Source organism: Candidatus Methylomirabilota bacterium, from assembly GCA_035315345.1.
Classification (GTDB): domain Bacteria; phylum Methylomirabilota; class Methylomirabilia; order Rokubacteriales; family CSP1-6; genus CAMLFJ01.
Map to the genome: position 1 here is coordinate 117,519 of DATFYA010000105.1, position 15,225 is coordinate 132,743.

Sequence of the window (15,225 nt, forward strand, 5' to 3'; positions counted from 1 at the left end):
GGCGGGGGCGCGCCTACTTGTCCAGCCAGACGGTGTCGTAGTGCACTTCGAACTCCGCGTTGTAGGTGTAGCCCTTCATCCACGGCTGGGCCACCATGTAGAACGGCGAGCCGGAGATGTTGTTCCAGTACATGTTCTCGACGAAGAACTCCTGGATCTCCTTGGCGATCGCCTTGCGCTTGCCCGCGTCCATCTCCCGCGCGTACTTCGCGTAGAGCTCGTCCACCCGCTTGTCGTTGTGGCGCGGATGGCTCCAGGTCGAGGTGCTGTTCGACAGGTAGCCGTTGCTGTCGAGCGTGATCAGCGAGAGCAGGTCCTCCACGTACATGTCCCACGGGCCGTCCTGCAGGGTGCTGTTCATCCAGCTGACCTTGTCGACCAGGCGGATGTTGGCGGTCACCCCGATGCGCGTCATCTGCTCCTTGATCACGGTGGCGATGACGTTGAACACCGACTTCTCGGTGTCGGCCATCAGCTCGAAGGTCAGCGGCTTCGACGGGCCGTAGCCGGCCTCGGCCAGCATGGCCTTGGCCTTGGCGGGGTCGTAGGGGCACATCGAGTTGACGTCCACGGTGTCGAGCGTCCCGGGCGGATTCATCCCCACCCACGGAGTGGCCTTGCCCTTGAACGCGATCTTCACGATCTCCTGCCGGTCGATGCCGTAGCAGCCGATTGCCTTGCGGACGCGCAGGTCGCCGAAGATCGGATGGGGCGCCCGCTCCGCGGACATGGGCTTGCCGTCCTTGGGCACCGTCACCTTCATCGCGGCCAGCATCGGGGTGGTCTCCTTGCCGGTCATGACCACCGCGTTCGGGCTCTGGGCCTTGAGGGTGTCGACGTGCTCGGGCGAGAACGACGCGATGAAGTCGATCTCCCCCGCCTTGAACGCGGCCATCTCGGTCACCGGGTCCTTGATGGTCCGGATCACGACGCGATCGAGATACGGCAGGCCGGAGACGAAGTACTTGTCGAAGCGCTCCATCACCAGGTGGTTGCCCTTCACCCACTCGACCAGGCGGAAGGGGCCGCAGCCCACCACCGCGCCCGGCTTGCCCTGCTTGCGGTCCTCGAGGCTGAACTTGGCCGTCGCGGTCGGCGAGTAGAGAACCAGCCCGGTCCGGTAGGCCGCGAGCATGTGCAGGAAGAAAGCGTACGGCTGCTTCAGGCGCACCTGGACGGTCCGCGGGTCCAGCACCTCCACCGAGTGCACCGGATCGTAGAACGCCCGCATCCCCGACTTGGTGGCCGGATCCTTCAGCCGGTCGATGCTGAACTTCACCGCCGCCGCGTCCACCGGGGTGCCGTCGTGGAACAGGACGCTGGGCCGGAGCTTGAAGGTGTAGGTCAGGTAGTCCGAGGAGACTTGCCAGGACTCCGCCGCGTCACCCACGAACTTGCCGTCGGGAGTGATGTTGACGAGGCCGCACCCGACGTTCATGGCGACCCACATCATCTCGTAGCCGGGGGCGGTGTGGAAATCGAGGTTGGAGATCTCGTTGCCGTAGCTGACCCGGAGCGTGCCCCCGCGCTTTGGCGTCTGGGCCAGCGCCGTGCCGGACACGAGAACGAGCGAGACGATCAGAGCGATCAGGGCGAGCGGGAAGGGTCGGCGATTCATCGGCATGACTCCTTCCGGCGACCGGGTGTCGCCGTGCGGGCAAGATAGGTCGTTACATGAGATCACTGCATGGGGTCGGGACTCCTCCTGTTGGACACGCGTCGGATCACGTCAGGCTTGCTCCCGGGGTCCGCGGGACAGCGGACGGGGAATCGGGACGTTGCGGGAGTGTGCCCCCGTTGCCGGGCGCTTTGCAACTGAATTTTCAGGTCACGCGGGGATCGAGCGCGTCCCGGAGCCGGTCACCGACCAGGTTGATGGCCAGCACGGTCAGCAGGATGGCCAGGCCGGGGAAGGTCGGCAGCCACCAGGCCACGCTCACGAAATCGCGGCCGAGGGCGATCATCTGTCCCCAGGTGGGGTAGACGTTCCCGGTCCCTACCCCGAGGAACGAGAGCGCGGCCTCCTGCAGGATGGCCTGCGCGACCTGCAGGGTGGACATGACGATGATCGAGGAGAACGTGTTCGGGAGGAGGTGCCGGAGCAAGGTCCGGACGGGGCTCGCGCCGATCGCCCGCGCGGCCTCCACGAAGTCCTTCTCGCGGAGGGCGAGCACTTCCGCCCGCACCACGCGGGTGTAGCGCTCCCAGCCGGTGAGCCCGAGGACCACGATGATGGTCGCCAGGCTGGGGCCGAGCGCGGCCACGAAGGCCAGGGCGAGCAGCAGCTGGGGAAACGACAGCGTCACGTCCACCACCGTCATGATGGCCGTGTCGACTCGCCCCTGCAGGAAGCCGCTCAGCAGACCGAGGGTCACCCCGACGGTGAGGCTCACCAGCACCGCCGCGATGCCGACTATCAGCGACACGCGGGCCCCGTAGACGATGCGGCTCAGGATGTCGCGGCCGACCTGATCGGTGCCGAGCGGATAGGCGGCGTTGCCGGCCGGCGCCCACACCGGCGGGGTGAAGCGCCGGATCAGGCTCTGGCGGGCCGGGTCCTGGGGGGCCACGTAGGGGGCGAAGATGGCCGCGCCCACCACCACCACGAGCACCAGCGCGCCCGCGATGGCGGCCGGGTTGCGCGCGAACTTGCGCCAGACCCGGGACCGCTCCGTCGCCCGTTCGGCCCGGTCGCGGGCGTCCAGCGGCGAGGCGAGCGTTCGGATGGCCACCGCGGGCCTCAGCGCACCCGGATCTGCGGGTTGAGGTAGATGTACAGCACGTCCACCACGAAGTTGACGAGCACGATGATGAGGGCGAGCAGGAACACGCCGGCCTGCACGATGGGAAAGTCGAGCTGGCGGATCGCGCCGACGATCAGCCGGCCCACGCCGGGCACCGCGAACACCGTCTCGGTGATCACCGCGCCGCCCAGCAGCAGGCCGAACTGCAGCCCGGCCACCGTCACCAGCGGCAGGGCCGCGTTGGTGAGCGCGTGGCGGCAGATCACGAGCCACTCCGAGACGCCCTTGGCCCGCGCGGTCCGCACGTAGTCCAGGTTGATGACCTCGAGCATGCTCGAGCGGACGATGCGGAGGAGCAGCGGGGTGGAGAAGGTGGCGAGGGTCGCGGCGGGCAGCACGAGCGCGGCCCAGCTCTCCCAGCCCGAGACCGGCAGCCAGCGAAGCTGGACCGCGAAGAGCAGGATCAGCATGATGCCGGTCCAGAACACGGGCATGGACGTGCCGAGGAACACGAGCAGCGTGGCCCCGTGATCGACGACCGAGTTGCGGCGGACCGCGCTCACGATGCCGATCGGCAGGGCCAGGCCGAGCGACAGGGCCATGGCCAGCACGGTCAGCAGCAGCGTGGTGGGCATCCGCTGCATCACCAGCGGCAGGGCCGGCTCGCGGTGGAAGAACGACTGGCCGAAGTCGCCGCGCGCGATGTTGCGCACGAAGCGCGCGAACTGCACGGGCAGCGGATCGTTGAAGCCCATGGCCTGCCGGAGCACCGCCCGGTCAGACTCGGGGGCCTCCGGCATCATGAGCGACACCGGGTCGCCGCTCACCTGCAGGATCGAGAAGGTGACGACCGACACGCCCACCAGCACGACCACCAGGCGGATGAGCCGGCGCGTCAGCAGGCTCAGCACGCCCGGGGCCTCACGCGATCAACGCGCGCGGGTCCTCCCGCGTCAGCGGGCCGCGGGCTTGGCGTCGTAGAGCCAGAGCCACTCGTCCGGCCGGGCCGCGTACTGCACCTTCTTGGAGATGCCGAGCGTGTCGTACTGCGTCCACAGGAAGATGGTCGGCGCCTCCTCGCGGATCAGCTGCTGGATCTGCGAGTAGATCCGCTTGCGCTTGGGCTGGTCCACGCTCGAGCGCGCCTCGTCGATGAGCCGGTCCAGGCCCTCCACGCGGGTGTACCACTTGCCGATCCAACCGCCCTGCTCGGTGTGATAGAGCGGGTGCAGCACCGCGTCGGCGTCGAAGACCGAGTAGTTGCCCCAGGTGCCGTAGAGGCCGTTGGTGGCCTTGCCTTCGGTCTGGAAGAACTTGTTCCACGCCGGGCCCGGATCCCACGCGCGCGGGGTCGTGCGGATGCCGACCTCGGTGAGCATCTGGGCCATGGCCTCGAACGACGGACGGTCCGCGACCGAGGCGCTGTGCAGCGTGATGTCGACCCCGTTCGGGTAGCCGGCCTGGGTGAGCAATTCCTTGGCCTTCTTCGGATCGTACGGATACGGCTTCACCTCGGGATCGAACCCGAAGGCCAGCGGCTGCACGACGGTGGCCACCTGGGTGCCGAGCCCGGCCATCAGCTTCTGGATGACGGTGGTCTTGTCGATCGCATAGTTGGCGGCCTGGCGCGCCGCCTTCTTGTCGAATGGCGCGGTGCGCATGTCCATGTTCACGTAGTGCACGCGCAGGATAGGGGTGGAGGAGATGTAGGCCTGGGGGTGGTTCTTCAGCTCGGGCACGATGTCCGCCGAGACGTTGCGGATGATGTCGACGCCGCCGGTCTTGATCTCGGCCACCTGGGTCGCGTTCTCGGGGATGGCGCGAAAGATCAGATGCTTGAACGGGGGTTTGCCGCGCCAGTGCTGATCGAACGCCTCGAGGCGAATCAGTTGATCCCGCTTCCACTCCACGAACTTCCAGGGGCCGGTGCCGACCGGGGAGGTCGTCCCGAAGGCCTGGTCGCCCACCGCCTCCACGTGCTTCTTGTTGACGATGGGGAAGAACACCAGCCGCTCCAGCAGGAGCGGGAACGGCTTGTCGGTGATGATGTGCACCGTCTCCGCGTCGATCACGCGCACTTCCTTGATCGCGCGGACGTTGCCGTACTGGGGCGACTTCTTGGCCGGGTCGATGACCCGGTCGAAGGAGTACTTCACGTCCGCCGGGGTCATGATCTCCCCGTTGTGGAAGCGCACGCCCTTGCGGATCTTGAACTCCCACTGGGTGTCCGAGAGCGCCTTCCACGAGGTGGCCAGCGACGGCTCGAACTCGAGCTTGGTGCTCCGGTGTAGGAGCGAGTCGAACATGTTGATGTTGACCAGGATGCCGACGCGCTCGAAGTGCATGTGGGGGTCGAGCGTGGGGGCGTGGGAGACCAGGCCGACGACCAGGGTGTCCTTGGCCTGCGCGGACACCGCGACGGGAATCGCGGCCAGCATCAGGGTTGCCAGGACGAGGACAGCCAGTGGGGCGCATCGCTTCATGAGGAGCTCCTCGGAGAAACCAGCGGTGACCTCAAAGGTGGCGGATGTATACCACACCCGCCCCCCCGACGACAAGCTGGGGTCAGGTCTTGCAATACGACATTTTGCCGGCGCAGTGAGACGCCGCGAGGCCAGAAAATGTCGTATTGCAAGACCTGACCCCGTCAGAAGGCGCGGTCGAGGGCCTGGGCGAGGTCGGCGATGAGGTCGTCGGCGTCCTCGATGCCCACCGCGTAGCGGATCAGGTTGTCCTTGATCCCGATCTCGAGGCGCTCCTCGCTCGTGAGCTCGTAGAAGCTCATGATCGCCGGCTGCTCGATGAGGGTCTCCACCCCGCCCAGCGAGGCCGCGATGTACGGAATCGTGCACGCGTCCACCACGCGCGACGCCGCGTCCAGATCCCCCGCGATTTCGAAGGACACCACGCCGCCGAAGCCGCGCATCTGCTTGCGCGCGATGGCGTGCTCCGGGTGGCCCGGCAGGCCCGCGTAGTGCACCGCGGCGATCCGCGGGTGGCCGACCAGGAACTCGGCCACCGCCTGCGCGTTGGCGTTCTGGCGCTCCATGCGCAGCGCGAAGGTCTTGAGCCCGCGCACCAGCAGGTAGGCGGCAAACGGATCGACGGTCGCCCCGGTGATGCCCTGCAGCCCGCGGATACCGGCCACCAGCTCGGCCGAGCCCAGCACCGCGCCGGCCAGCAGGTCGTTGTGGCCGCCCAGGTACTTGGTGGCGGAGTGCACCACCACGTCCACGCCCCACTCGAGCGGCCGCTGGTTGTAGGGCGTCGCGAAGGTGGCGTCGATCACCGTCTTCACCCGGTGGCTCCGGCCGATGGCCGCGAAGCGCTCCAGGTCGAGGATGCGGTTGTAGGGATTGGTCGGCGACTCGCTCACGAGCACGCGGGTGGTGGGCTTGATCGCGTCCTCGAGCGCCTCGTAGTCGCCCGCGGGCACCGTGGAGACCTCGATGCCGTAGCGCGACAGCGTCTGGTTGAGGAACTGGCGGGTGCGCCGGTAGCTGTCGTCGGTGACCACCACGTGGGTGCCGCGCGACAGCATCGCGAACAGCGCGGTGGTCATCGCGCCCATGCCGCTGGCGAAGAGCAGGCAGTCCCCCGCCCGTTCGAGCGCGGCCAGCTTCGCCTCGGCGATGCGCTGGGTGGGATTGCCGTAGCGCCCGTACTCGACGCGCTCGATCTTGCCGTCGAAGTGGTCCTTCAGCTCCTGGGTGTTGGCGAAGGTGTAGGTCGCGGTCTGCACGATCGGGGTGGCGAGGGCGTGGGCCGGCTTGGGCCGCACCTCGCCCCCGTGCACCGCCAGCGTGCTGGGGCCGACCGGCTTGCGCGCCGGATCCGCCGACCCGGGCCGCTCGGGCTCGAGAGGCGCGGCCATCAGCTCAGGAGCGCGCGCGCCTTCTCGACGTGGCGCGCGATGGCCCGCGCCACGCGCTTGGCGTCCGCGGGCAGCTCGACGGGCTTGTTGCGATGGGCGGGCTTGATGCCTTCGAGGGTTCCCATGTGATAGGCCGCCTTCTGGTCGGCGAACTTGAGTCCATTCGCGGTCGAGAGCACCACCACCCGTTCGCTCGAGCGGACGACCTTGCGGTCCACCAGCTTGCGCAGCGCGGCCAGCGCCACGCCGGTGTGGGGGCAGTTGAACATGCCGGTACGGTCGGCGCGGGCCGCCTCGTCGGCCAGCTCCTGCTCGCTGGCCTGCTCGACGACGCCGTTGAAGCGTTGCAGCGTACGAATCGCGCGCTTGACCGACACCGGGTTGCCGATCTGGATCGCGGTGGCCAGGGTCGGCTGCGCGGTGACCGGCTCGAAGTGCTTGAAGTCGTCCTGGAACGAGCGGTAGAGCGGGTTGGCCCGCTCGGCCTGGGCCAGGCAGATCCGGGGGAGCCGGTTCACGAGCCCGAGGTCCTGCATCATGATGAAGCCCTGCCCGAGGGCGTGCACGTTGCCGAGGTTGCCGCCCGGGATCACGATCCAGTCCGGCACCTCCCAGTCGAACTGCTGCACGATCTCGATGGCCACCGTCTTCTGCCCCTCGATGCGCAGGCTGTTCATCGAGTTGGCCAGGTAGATCCGCTTCTCCTTGGTGATCTCCTGCACGATGGCCATGCAGCCGTCGAAGTCGGTGTCGAGCGAAAGGACGAGCGCCCCGTTGGCGAGGGGTTGCACGAGCTGGGCGATCGACACCCGGTCCTTGGGCAGGAGCACGACCGCGGGGATGCCGGCGGCCGCGCAGTAGGCGCCGAGGGCGGCGGAGGTGTCGCCGGTGGAGGCGCACGCCACCGCGTCGATCGGCGCGCCGCTCACCATCATCTCCTTCACCACCGAGACCAGCACCGTCATGCCCAGGTCCTTGAAAGACCCGGTGTGGGAGTTGCCGCACTGCTTGATCCAGAGATCCTCGACGCGCAGCTGCTTGCCGTAGCGGTCTGCCCACAGGAGGTTCGAGTTGCCCTCGTACATCGACACGATGTTCTGGTTGTCGATGAACGGCACGACCCATTCCTTCTTGCCCCAGACGCCGGAGCCGTAGGGATAGATGTTGCGCCGGTAGCGGTCGTCGAAGAGCTGGATCCACGCCGCGGCCGAGCGCGCGCGCAGCGCGTCCACGTCGTGCTGCACCTCGAGCAGGTCGCCGCAGGTCGGGCATCGGTAGATGACCTCGCGCAGGTCGAACTCGCCGGGGCAGCCGTTGATGCAGGAGAACCACGCGTTGTATGCCATGCCGGCCCCAGTATAGCCCCGGCGGTCAGTCCCGGAAGCGGGGCATGACCTCGCGCGCGAACAGCTCCATGGAGCGACGGATGCGGGCCTGCGGCAGCCCGCCGAAGTTCATCCAGCAGAGCATGTGGCCCACGCCCATGTCGCGCATGGCCTGGATGTGCCGGGCCACCGTGTCGGGCGAGCCGAAGGCCAGCGTCTCGGCCACCAGACCCTCCCACGTGACCTTCCGGAACCGCTCGGCGGCGGCCCGGAACCCGGGCTGCAGGCTCGGGTGCGCGTCCTCGATGCGCTCGGGCACCTGGAAGCGGCGCAGCGAGTCCTGGTACCACATCTCGGCGTCCTTGGCCTCGGCCAGCGCCTGCGCGTCGGTGTCGGCCACGTAGATCTGGCGCGAGACGCCCCAGTCGGCCATCAGCCCCGCGATCTCGGCCTCGGTGCGGCCGTGCTTGCGCAGCGCGGTGAGGTAGCTGTCGCGGCGCTTGACCAGCTGGTCCACCGGGCCGGTGAGCAGCGAGTTCAGCATGGGCCAGCCGCGGGCCGCCGAGGACTCGATGCCGTCGTCGCTGCCGCACACCTGATAGATGGGCGGGTGCGGCCGCTGCCAGGGCTTGGGGATCAGCCGCGCCTCGCCGATGGTGAAGAAGCGCCCCTCGTGGGAGAAGCGCTCCTCGGTCCAGGCCCGGAGCATGACGTCGACCGCCTCGTCGAAGCGCTCCCGGTTCTCCTGCTGGGGCACGTGGTAGCCGCGAAACTCGGCCGGCCGGTTGCCGCGCCCGACCCCGACGTCGAGCCGGCCCTTCGAGATGATGTCGATCAGGGCGAGCTGCTCGGCCAGCCGCAGCGGGTGATGGAACGGCAGGATCGCGGCGGCCAGGCCGATACGTACCCGGCGCGTGCGGGCGGCCGCGGTGGCGGCCAGGCTCGCCGGATCCACCGCCAGACCGTAGTCGATGAAGTGGTGCTCGGTGAGCCAGATCTGATCGAAGCCCAGCTCCTCCGTCCACTCCATCTGCTCGAGCTCGCGGTGGACGACGTCGGCGTGGGTGAGCCCGGGCGCGGCCTGAAGGAAGAAGAAGGTTCCGAAGCGCATGGGCGTGATTATAATCGGCAAGCGATACCCATGGAGACCAGAGTCGACGAGATCGCGGAGCGGATCTACCGGGTGTCGACGTTCCTGCCCGCGGTGGGACCCAGGGGCTTCACGTTCAACCAGTTCCTGGTCGACGCCGAGGAGCCCCTGCTCTTCCACTGCGGCCAGCGGTCCCTGTTCCCGTCGGTGTCGCAGGCCGTGGCGACGATCATGGACCTCCGCCGGCTGCGCTGGATCGCCTTCAGCCACATCGAGGCCGACGAGTGCGGCGCCCTCGACGAATGGCTCGCGGCGGCGCCCGGGGCCACCGTCACCCACGGGGCCATCGGCTGCGCGATCTGGCTGAACGATCAGGCTCCGCGCCCGCCGCGGGCCCTGGCCGACGGCGAGGTCCTCGACCTGGGCGGCCGCCGGGTGCGGCGCCTCGACACGCCGCACGTGCCCCACTGCTGGGACGCGGGCCTGCTCCACGAGGAGACGACCGGCACCCTGTTCACGAGCGATCTGTTCACTCACGTCGGGAACCCGCCCGCGCTCACCGACGCCGACATCCTGGAGCCGGCGATGACCGCCGAGCACCACTTCCACTACACCGCGGTGACGCCGCAGACCGGCGCCACCATCCGGCGCCTCGCGCGGCTCGAGCCGCGCACGCTCGCGGTGATGCACGGCTCCTCCTTCTCCGGCGCCGCGGCGCCGGTGCTCGATACCCTGGCTGACTTCTACGACGACCTGCTCCGGACGAGCGGCGCGCCGGGACGCAGCTAGGCCACGAGTCCCCGCCGCCTACTTCTGGTCGCGCTGGTCCTCGCGGCGGCCGCCGCGACCACGCTGAGCTTCTGGCGGCGGCCGGACCGCGCCCTCCGCGTGGCGACCGGGCTGGTGAGCCACACGCTCTGCTCGGACGCGTTCGTCTCGGGCCTCGATCCCGACCAGGTCGCCGCCGAGATGCTGCCCGGCATGCCGGGGATCCGTAGCCTCTTGCCCCTGCTGCGGCCCCACGTGGACCGGACCCGCCGGGAAGTCAGCGCGTCGGTGGCCGGGCTCTTCACGAGCCGAGCCGTGTACCGCCCGGGGATCGGGTGCACGCTGGTGTTCCCGGGCTACGCCGACGCCGCCGCGGCCCCGGCGGCGCCCGTGGCCCCCGACATCGAGCCCCGCCTCGGCGCGATCGCCGGCCCGGGCGTGGTGGAGCCCGCCGACGACCGGCTGCGGCGCGCGCTCGATCGGGCCTTCGCGGATCCGCCGGACGGCCACGTCCAGGGCACCCGGGCGGTGGTGGTGGTGCACGCCGACCGGATCGTGGCGGAGCGCTACGCGGCGGGCTACGGCATCGACACGCCGTTGCTCGGATGGTCGATGACCAAGTCGGTGATGAATGCGCTGGTCGGCATCCTGGTGCGGCGGGGCCGCCTGTCGCTCACCGGCCCGGCGCCGGTCCCGGCGTGGCGCGATCCGGCCGACCCGCGCCACGCGATCACGGTCGAGCAGTTGCTGCGCATGACGAGCGGCCTGGCGCTCGACGACATCAACAACGGCTTCGATCCGTCCTCGCGCATGCTCTACACCGAGCCCGACATGGCCGCCTACGCGGAGCGGTTCACGCTGGTGGCGCGGCCCGGCCGCCGGTATCACTACAGCAACCTCAGCACGCTGATCCTGTCCCGCATCGTCCGCGACGCGGTCGGCGGCCGCCCCGAGGACGTCCTGCGCTTCGCGGGCCGTGAGCTGTTCGGCCCGCTCGGCATGCGGGGGGTGACGCTCGAGTTCGATATGGCCGGCACGCCGGTCGGCTCCACGTACGGCTACGCCACCGGCCGGGACTGGGCGCGCCTCGGCCTGCTCTATCTGCGCGACGGCGTCGTCGGGGACGCGCGGATCCTGCCCGAGGGCTGGGTCGAGTGGTCGGCGAAGTGGACGCCGGGATCGCGCGACGGCTACGCGGCCGGCTTCTTCACCAACCGCGGCGCGAGCGATGGCGGCATCCGCCGCATCCTCGACGGCATGCCGCCCGACGCCTTCTACGCGGCCGGCACCCAGGGCCAGCGGCTGGTGATCGTGCCGTCCGCGCGCCTGGTGGTGGTCCGGCTGGGCCGCACCCGGGAGTGGGACGCCTTCGACAAGCGCGCGATCACCCGGCTCGTCGCGGAGGCGAAGGCCGCGCTCGCCCCCTGACCACGGTCAGGGATCGCGCGGACGCGGTCCCGCGCCACGCGGCGGCACCGCTCCGACACGCGCCGCCGCGCCGGGCTTAGAACTGCACGGGCGCCGGCGGCATCTTGCCGGCGGCGTAGAGGGCGGGCAGCTCCGGCGAGGCGTTCTCCCACACCAGGAGCATCGAGCGCTTGGGCGAGAAGCCGCGGTGCCGAATGTCGGCGGGCATGGCGGCCACGTCGCCCGCCTTCATGGTGACGCGCGCGCGCACCACGCCGGTGTCGCGGTCCTCCACCTCCCACTGGATCTCGTCGGTGAGCTGCACGAACCACTCCACGCGGTCGTTGCCGTGGATGATCGGCAGGATGTACTCCTCGGTGGTCGGGCAGTAGAGGCTGTTCTTGCACACCGAGACCACCGACGGGTTCCAGGTCACGTCGGACCGCGACAGATACGCGAAGAGGTTCACCGACACCACCTCGTGCTCGAAGCCGGGCTCGGCGTGCACCTCGGGCGCGTCCTGCGGCACGTCGAGGAAGTGGCGGTTGATCGGGAAGCCGTTGTCGTCGGTGCGCACCGGCTCGTCGTCGGGCGCGCCGATCATGCGCTTGGCGGTGACGCGGTGCCGCGTGATCGCCTCCTTGTTGCTGCCGTTCTTGGGCCCGAAGGCGCTCCCCGTCTCCTCGGGCGAGGCGAACGGATCGAAGGTGGCGTTCGTCCAGTCGGCCAGCACCGCCTCGAACAGGCGGCTGATCACGTCGGTCTTGAAGTTCTCCGAGTAGTCGAGCCCGGCCTGCCGGTACTGGGCGTTGAAGCGGCCCGCGAAGAGGTCCACGGTGCCGTAGTGGTTCACCGTCCCGATGACGGTGTCGAAGTTCACGATGCCGTAGAAGAATCCCCAGGCGACGTCGCGCTGGATGGCGCGGAGGAACGCATCCACCGCCAGCAGGTGGGTGCCGTTGGGCCAGCGCATGTGCACGAAGTACTCGTCGCGGCTGAACGAGAACTTGCCCAGGGTGAAGTCCCGGTAGCCGTGCCGGTTGGGCTCGATGCTTCCCAGCTCGAGGAGCGTATCGGCGGCCATGGCGTTCTCCTCCCTCAGGCCTGGGGCCGGGGCGTGGTCTGGCAGATCTGGGCCCAGCGCTCGACCGTGTCGCGTCCCGCCAGCGTCTGCAGCAGGATCACGCTCGGGTGGCCGGCGTGGAACTGGTAGGCGGCGCCCGCGGGCAGTAGCGTCATGTGGCCGCGGCGGGCCTTGACCCGTCCCATCTTCTTGCCCCTGGGGTCGCCCGCGAGCGGGATCGAGCCCTGGCTCCCGGCCGGGACGACGGAGGCGTCGTCGGGCTTGACCAGCCGCACCTCGACCTCGCCGTCCATCACGAGCGCGAACTCGTCCTGGGCCGCGACCCGCCAGCCCGAGGTGCCCTCGGCCCGGATCGCCTCGATGACGTATTCGATGTTCTTGCCGACCGCGACCTTCTCGTAGGGCCGGGCCTTCGAGGCCACCTCGAACACGTTGGAAAAGACGTAGTTCCGTGGATCGTCCTTGATGACCTCGACCCCGCCCTTCTCAAAGTGCTGGAGCGAGCCGAAGCGAGTGGGCTGTGACGCCATGGTCGGTCTCCTTTCCGCTCCGGTCCCGGCGGCCCCGGCCGACCTCTCGGCACAGCCGGCCGAGCGTGGCCTGTTCCTCCGGGGAGAGCGCGCGCATCTCGCGCACGACGTGCTGCGCGTGGCGGGGGAAGATCCCGCCGATCAGGCGGCGGCCCTTGTCGGTGAGCGTGACCGTGATGTACCGCCGGTCGTCGGGCCGCCGTGTCCGACGCACGAGCCCGCGCCGGGCCAGGTTGCCGACCACCACGGTGGTGTTGCCGCCGCTGCGCAGCAGCTTCCGGCCGAGATCGCGCTGGCACAGCGGCCCCAGATGGAAGAGGGCTTCGAGCGCGCCGAACTGCCCGACGGTGAGATCGGCCGCCCGCATCAGCGGCTCCAGCCGGGCCGTCACCGACTCGGCCGCGCGCATCAGCTTGATGTAGGCGTCGAGCGCCTGTCGCTCCTGCGGGCTGCCCCGGTAGTGGGTGGGCATAGTTCGAACTTGAAACGTTGCCTTACTACGCCGGTCGCCGGGGGCTTGTCAAGGGCGTCGGCGGCTCGCGGACCGGCTACCGCGTGCCGTCCACCGCGAAGCGGAAGCCGCCCCCCGCGCTCACGATGCGCCCCGCGGTCGGATCGTGGAAGTGGGTGCCGAGCACGGTGACCGGACGATCGCCGTAGCGCTCGCAGAACCCGCGCCGGGTCTTGATCGCCTCGTCCGGGTCGCTGTCGAAGGTGGTCTGCCAGGTCGGCTCCGCGATCTGGACCGGGTGGTGCATGAGGTCGCCGGTGATGACGGCGTCATCGCCGCCCGAGGCCAGGCGCACGCTCACGTGTCCCGGGGTGTGACCCGGCGTCGGCTCGAGCCAGATCTCGTCGGAGATGCGGTGGTCCATCGAGACCAGGTCGGCGAGGCCGGCGTCGAGCACCGGAGCGACGCTGTCGGCCATGATCCGTCGCGTGCCCTCGTCGTCCTCCGAGGACCAGTGCTCCCATTCCCGCCGCGCGAAGAGATAGCGGGCGCGCGGGAACGTCGGCACCCATCGGCCGTCGGCGAGGCGGGTGTTCCAGCCGACGTGGTCGACGTGCAGGTGGGTGCAGATGACCACGTCGACCGCCTCCGGCGCGACGCCGGCCGCGCGCAGCGTGTCGAGGAAGCCGGTGCGCAGCATGTGGAACGGCCGCCGGCCGCCTCGGTCCTTGTCGTTGCCGATGCAGGTGTCGACCAGCAGGGTCAGGTCCGGCGTCCTCACCACGAAGGTGTGCACGCTCTGGAGCAGGCGGCCCGCCAGGTCGAGGAAGTGGGGAGCCAGCCAGGCGCGATGGCGCTCCAGCCCTTCCGCGGTGGCGGCCGGGAACAGCCACGTGGGCCGCGTCGGCCCGGCGGTCTCGACCGCCGCACCGATTCGAAGACGGCCGATCACCAGGTCGCGCATGGTCGCGGATTGTATCACCGCCGGCTCCGCGTGGCCCGGGTCCGATCGTGTATACTCCGGGCCGCGTCGCGAGTGGGCTCGGGAAGCGAGCGCGACTCCAGGAGGTGGCGGACATGGGACAGCTCGACGGCAAGGTGGCGATCGTGACCGGCTCGGGGCGCGGCATCGGCCAGCAGGTCGCGCTGCGGCTGGCGCGTGACGGCGCCGCGGTGGTGGTGAACGACCTCGACGACGCGCCGGCCAAGGAGACGATCGGCCTCATCGAGAAGATGGGCGGCCGCGCGGTGGCGTGCAACGGCGACGTGACCGCCAAGGACTTCGGCGAGCGCATCGTCGACACCGCGGTGAAGCAGCTGGGCGGGCTCCACGTCATCGTGAACAACGCGGGCTACACCTGGGACAACGTCATCCAGAAGATGACCGACGAGCAGTGGTACGCGATCATGGACGTTCACGTGACCGCGCCCTTCCGCATCCTGCGCGCCTTCGCCCCCTACCTGCGCTCCCAGTTCGAGGCCGAGTCGAACCGGGGCGAGCGAATCGTCAGGAAGGTCGTGCAGATCTCCTCGACCTCCGGGGTGCGTGGCAACGCGGGCCAGATCAACTACTCCTCGGCCAAGGCCGCGGTGACCGGCATGACTCGCACGCTGGCCAAGGAGTGGGGCCGCTACGCGGTGACCGTGAACTGCGTGGCCTTCGGCTACGTCCAGACCCGGCTCACCAAGCCGCTCGCGGAGGGCGAGGCGGGCACCATCGAGGTGGCCGGGCGCCAGATGAAGGTCGGCGTGCAGGGCGCGCGCATCGCGGCCATGAACCAGATGATCCCGCTCGGCCGCGGGGGGCTGCCCGAGGAGGCCGCGGGGGCGATCTACCTCTTCTGCAGCCCGGACAGCGACTTCGTGAGCGGCCAGACCCTCGTGGTCACCGGCGGCGCCTAGCCCGGAGCGCGCCGTGTCCGGACCGCTCAGCGGCGTGCGGATCGTGGACT

General features: G+C 69.6%; 14 protein-coding genes. 3 read left to right on the forward strand and 11 right to left on the reverse strand.

Annotation, left to right across the window (positions count from 1 at the left end; translation table 11 throughout):
* Positions 1 to 13: 13 nt before the first annotated feature.
* The 7 genes from VKN16_14510 to VKN16_14540 form a co-directional block, all read right to left on the reverse strand.
* The gene (locus tag VKN16_14510) at positions 14 to 1,618 is read right to left on the reverse strand and encodes an ABC transporter substrate-binding protein (GenBank protein HME95416.1); all 1,605 of its coding nucleotides are present in this window, start codon (positions 1,616 to 1,618) and stop codon (positions 14 to 16) included.
* A gap of 205 nt (positions 1,619 to 1,823) precedes the next feature.
* A complete protein-coding gene (locus VKN16_14515; protein HME95417.1) occupies positions 1,824 to 2,732 on the reverse strand; it encodes an ABC transporter permease in 909 nt (302 codons plus the stop codon).
* Positions 2,733 to 2,740: 8 nt separating this feature from the next.
* Complete coding sequence (locus tag VKN16_14520; GenBank protein ID HME95418.1) at positions 2,741 to 3,655, reverse strand: ABC transporter permease; 915 nt, start codon at positions 3,653 to 3,655, stop codon at positions 2,741 to 2,743.
* Between the two features lie 42 nt (positions 3,656 to 3,697).
* The gene (locus VKN16_14525; protein ID HME95419.1) at positions 3,698 to 5,227 is read right to left on the reverse strand and encodes an ABC transporter substrate-binding protein; all 1,530 of its coding nucleotides are present in this window, start codon (positions 5,225 to 5,227) and stop codon (positions 3,698 to 3,700) included.
* A 164-nt stretch (positions 5,228 to 5,391) separates the two neighbouring features.
* Positions 5,392 to 6,618 carry an aminotransferase class I/II-fold pyridoxal phosphate-dependent enzyme gene (locus VKN16_14530; protein ID HME95420.1) on the reverse strand — a complete coding sequence of 409 codons (1,227 nt, stop codon included), beginning with the start codon at positions 6,616 to 6,618 and terminating at the stop codon, positions 5,392 to 5,394.
* Positions 6,618 to 7,964 carry a threonine synthase gene (gene thrC / locus VKN16_14535; GenBank protein ID HME95421.1) on the reverse strand — a complete coding sequence of 449 codons (1,347 nt, stop codon included), beginning with the start codon at positions 7,962 to 7,964 and terminating at the stop codon, positions 6,618 to 6,620. The genes VKN16_14530 and thrC overlap by 1 nt, the downstream gene beginning before the upstream one ends.
* A 25-nt stretch (positions 7,965 to 7,989) precedes the next feature.
* Positions 7,990 to 9,054, reverse strand: coding sequence for an LLM class flavin-dependent oxidoreductase (locus tag VKN16_14540; protein ID HME95422.1), 1,065 nt, complete (start codon positions 9,052 to 9,054; stop codon positions 7,990 to 7,992).
* A gap of 30 nt (positions 9,055 to 9,084) precedes the next feature.
* On the opposite strand from VKN16_14540, the gene VKN16_14545 reads away from it, so the two are divergent.
* Together VKN16_14545 and VKN16_14550 are read left to right on the forward strand one after the other, a co-directional pair.
* Positions 9,085 to 9,822: an MBL fold metallo-hydrolase gene (locus VKN16_14545; GenBank protein HME95423.1), complete on the forward strand. Its 738-nt coding sequence runs from the start codon at positions 9,085 to 9,087 to the stop codon at positions 9,820 to 9,822.
* Between the two features lie 99 nt (positions 9,823 to 9,921).
* Positions 9,922 to 11,229 (forward strand): serine hydrolase, encoded by a 1,308-nt coding sequence (locus tag VKN16_14550; protein ID HME95424.1) that lies wholly within the window; start codon positions 9,922 to 9,924, stop codon positions 11,227 to 11,229.
* Between the two features lie 76 nt (positions 11,230 to 11,305).
* Here the strand turns inward: VKN16_14550 and VKN16_14555 are convergent, their stop codons facing one another.
* From VKN16_14555 to VKN16_14570, 4 genes are all read right to left on the reverse strand, one after another.
* The gene (locus VKN16_14555) at positions 11,306 to 12,292 is read right to left on the reverse strand and encodes a hydroxyquinol 1,2-dioxygenase (protein HME95425.1); all 987 of its coding nucleotides are present in this window, start codon (positions 12,290 to 12,292) and stop codon (positions 11,306 to 11,308) included.
* Positions 12,293 to 12,306: 14 nt separating this feature from the next.
* Positions 12,307 to 12,822, reverse strand: coding sequence for a hydroxyquinol 1,2-dioxygenase (locus tag VKN16_14560; protein HME95426.1), 516 nt, complete (start codon positions 12,820 to 12,822; stop codon positions 12,307 to 12,309).
* Entirely contained in the window at positions 12,779 to 13,294 is a 516-nt protein-coding gene (locus VKN16_14565; GenBank protein ID HME95427.1) for a MarR family winged helix-turn-helix transcriptional regulator, read from the reverse strand. The genes VKN16_14560 and VKN16_14565 overlap by 44 nt, the downstream gene beginning before the upstream one ends.
* Before the next feature lie 76 nt (positions 13,295 to 13,370).
* Entirely contained in the window at positions 13,371 to 14,255 is an 885-nt protein-coding gene (locus VKN16_14570) for an MBL fold metallo-hydrolase (protein HME95428.1), read from the reverse strand.
* Positions 14,256 to 14,350: 95 nt separating this feature from the next.
* Between VKN16_14570 and VKN16_14575 the strand changes: the two genes are divergently transcribed.
* Positions 14,351 to 15,175, forward strand: a complete 825-nt coding sequence (locus VKN16_14575; GenBank protein ID HME95429.1) for an SDR family NAD(P)-dependent oxidoreductase — start codon at positions 14,351 to 14,353, stop codon at positions 15,173 to 15,175.
* The last annotated feature ends 50 nt before the right edge of the window (positions 15,176 to 15,225 follow it).

Bases quoted from the DNA above. Each gene is read 5' to 3' on its own strand.
- VKN16_14565 (HME95427.1), bottom strand. From the start codon at position 13,294: ATGCCCACCCACTACCGGGGCAGCCCGCAGGAGCGACAGGCGCTCGAC.
- VKN16_14510 (HME95416.1), bottom strand. From the start codon at position 1,618: ATGAATCGCCGACCCTTCCCGCTCGCCCTGATCGCTCTGATCGTCTCG.
- VKN16_14575 (HME95429.1), top strand. From the start codon at position 14,351: ATGGGACAGCTCGACGGCAAGGTGGCGATCGTGACCGGCTCGGGGCGC.
- VKN16_14560 (HME95426.1), bottom strand. From the start codon at position 12,822: ATGGCGTCACAGCCCACTCGCTTCGGCTCGCTCCAGCACTTTGAGAAG.
- thrC (HME95421.1), bottom strand. From the start codon at position 7,964: ATGGCATACAACGCGTGGTTCTCCTGCATCAACGGCTGCCCCGGCGAG.
- VKN16_14545 (HME95423.1), top strand. From the start codon at position 9,085: ATGGAGACCAGAGTCGACGAGATCGCGGAGCGGATCTACCGGGTGTCG.
- VKN16_14540 (HME95422.1), bottom strand. From the start codon at position 9,054: ATGCGCTTCGGAACCTTCTTCTTCCTTCAGGCCGCGCCCGGGCTCACC.
- VKN16_14525 (HME95419.1), bottom strand. From the start codon at position 5,227: ATGAAGCGATGCGCCCCACTGGCTGTCCTCGTCCTGGCAACCCTGATG.
- VKN16_14530 (HME95420.1), bottom strand. From the start codon at position 6,618: ATGGCCGCGCCTCTCGAGCCCGAGCGGCCCGGGTCGGCGGATCCGGCG.
- VKN16_14555 (HME95425.1), bottom strand. From the start codon at position 12,292: ATGGCCGCCGATACGCTCCTCGAGCTGGGAAGCATCGAGCCCAACCGG.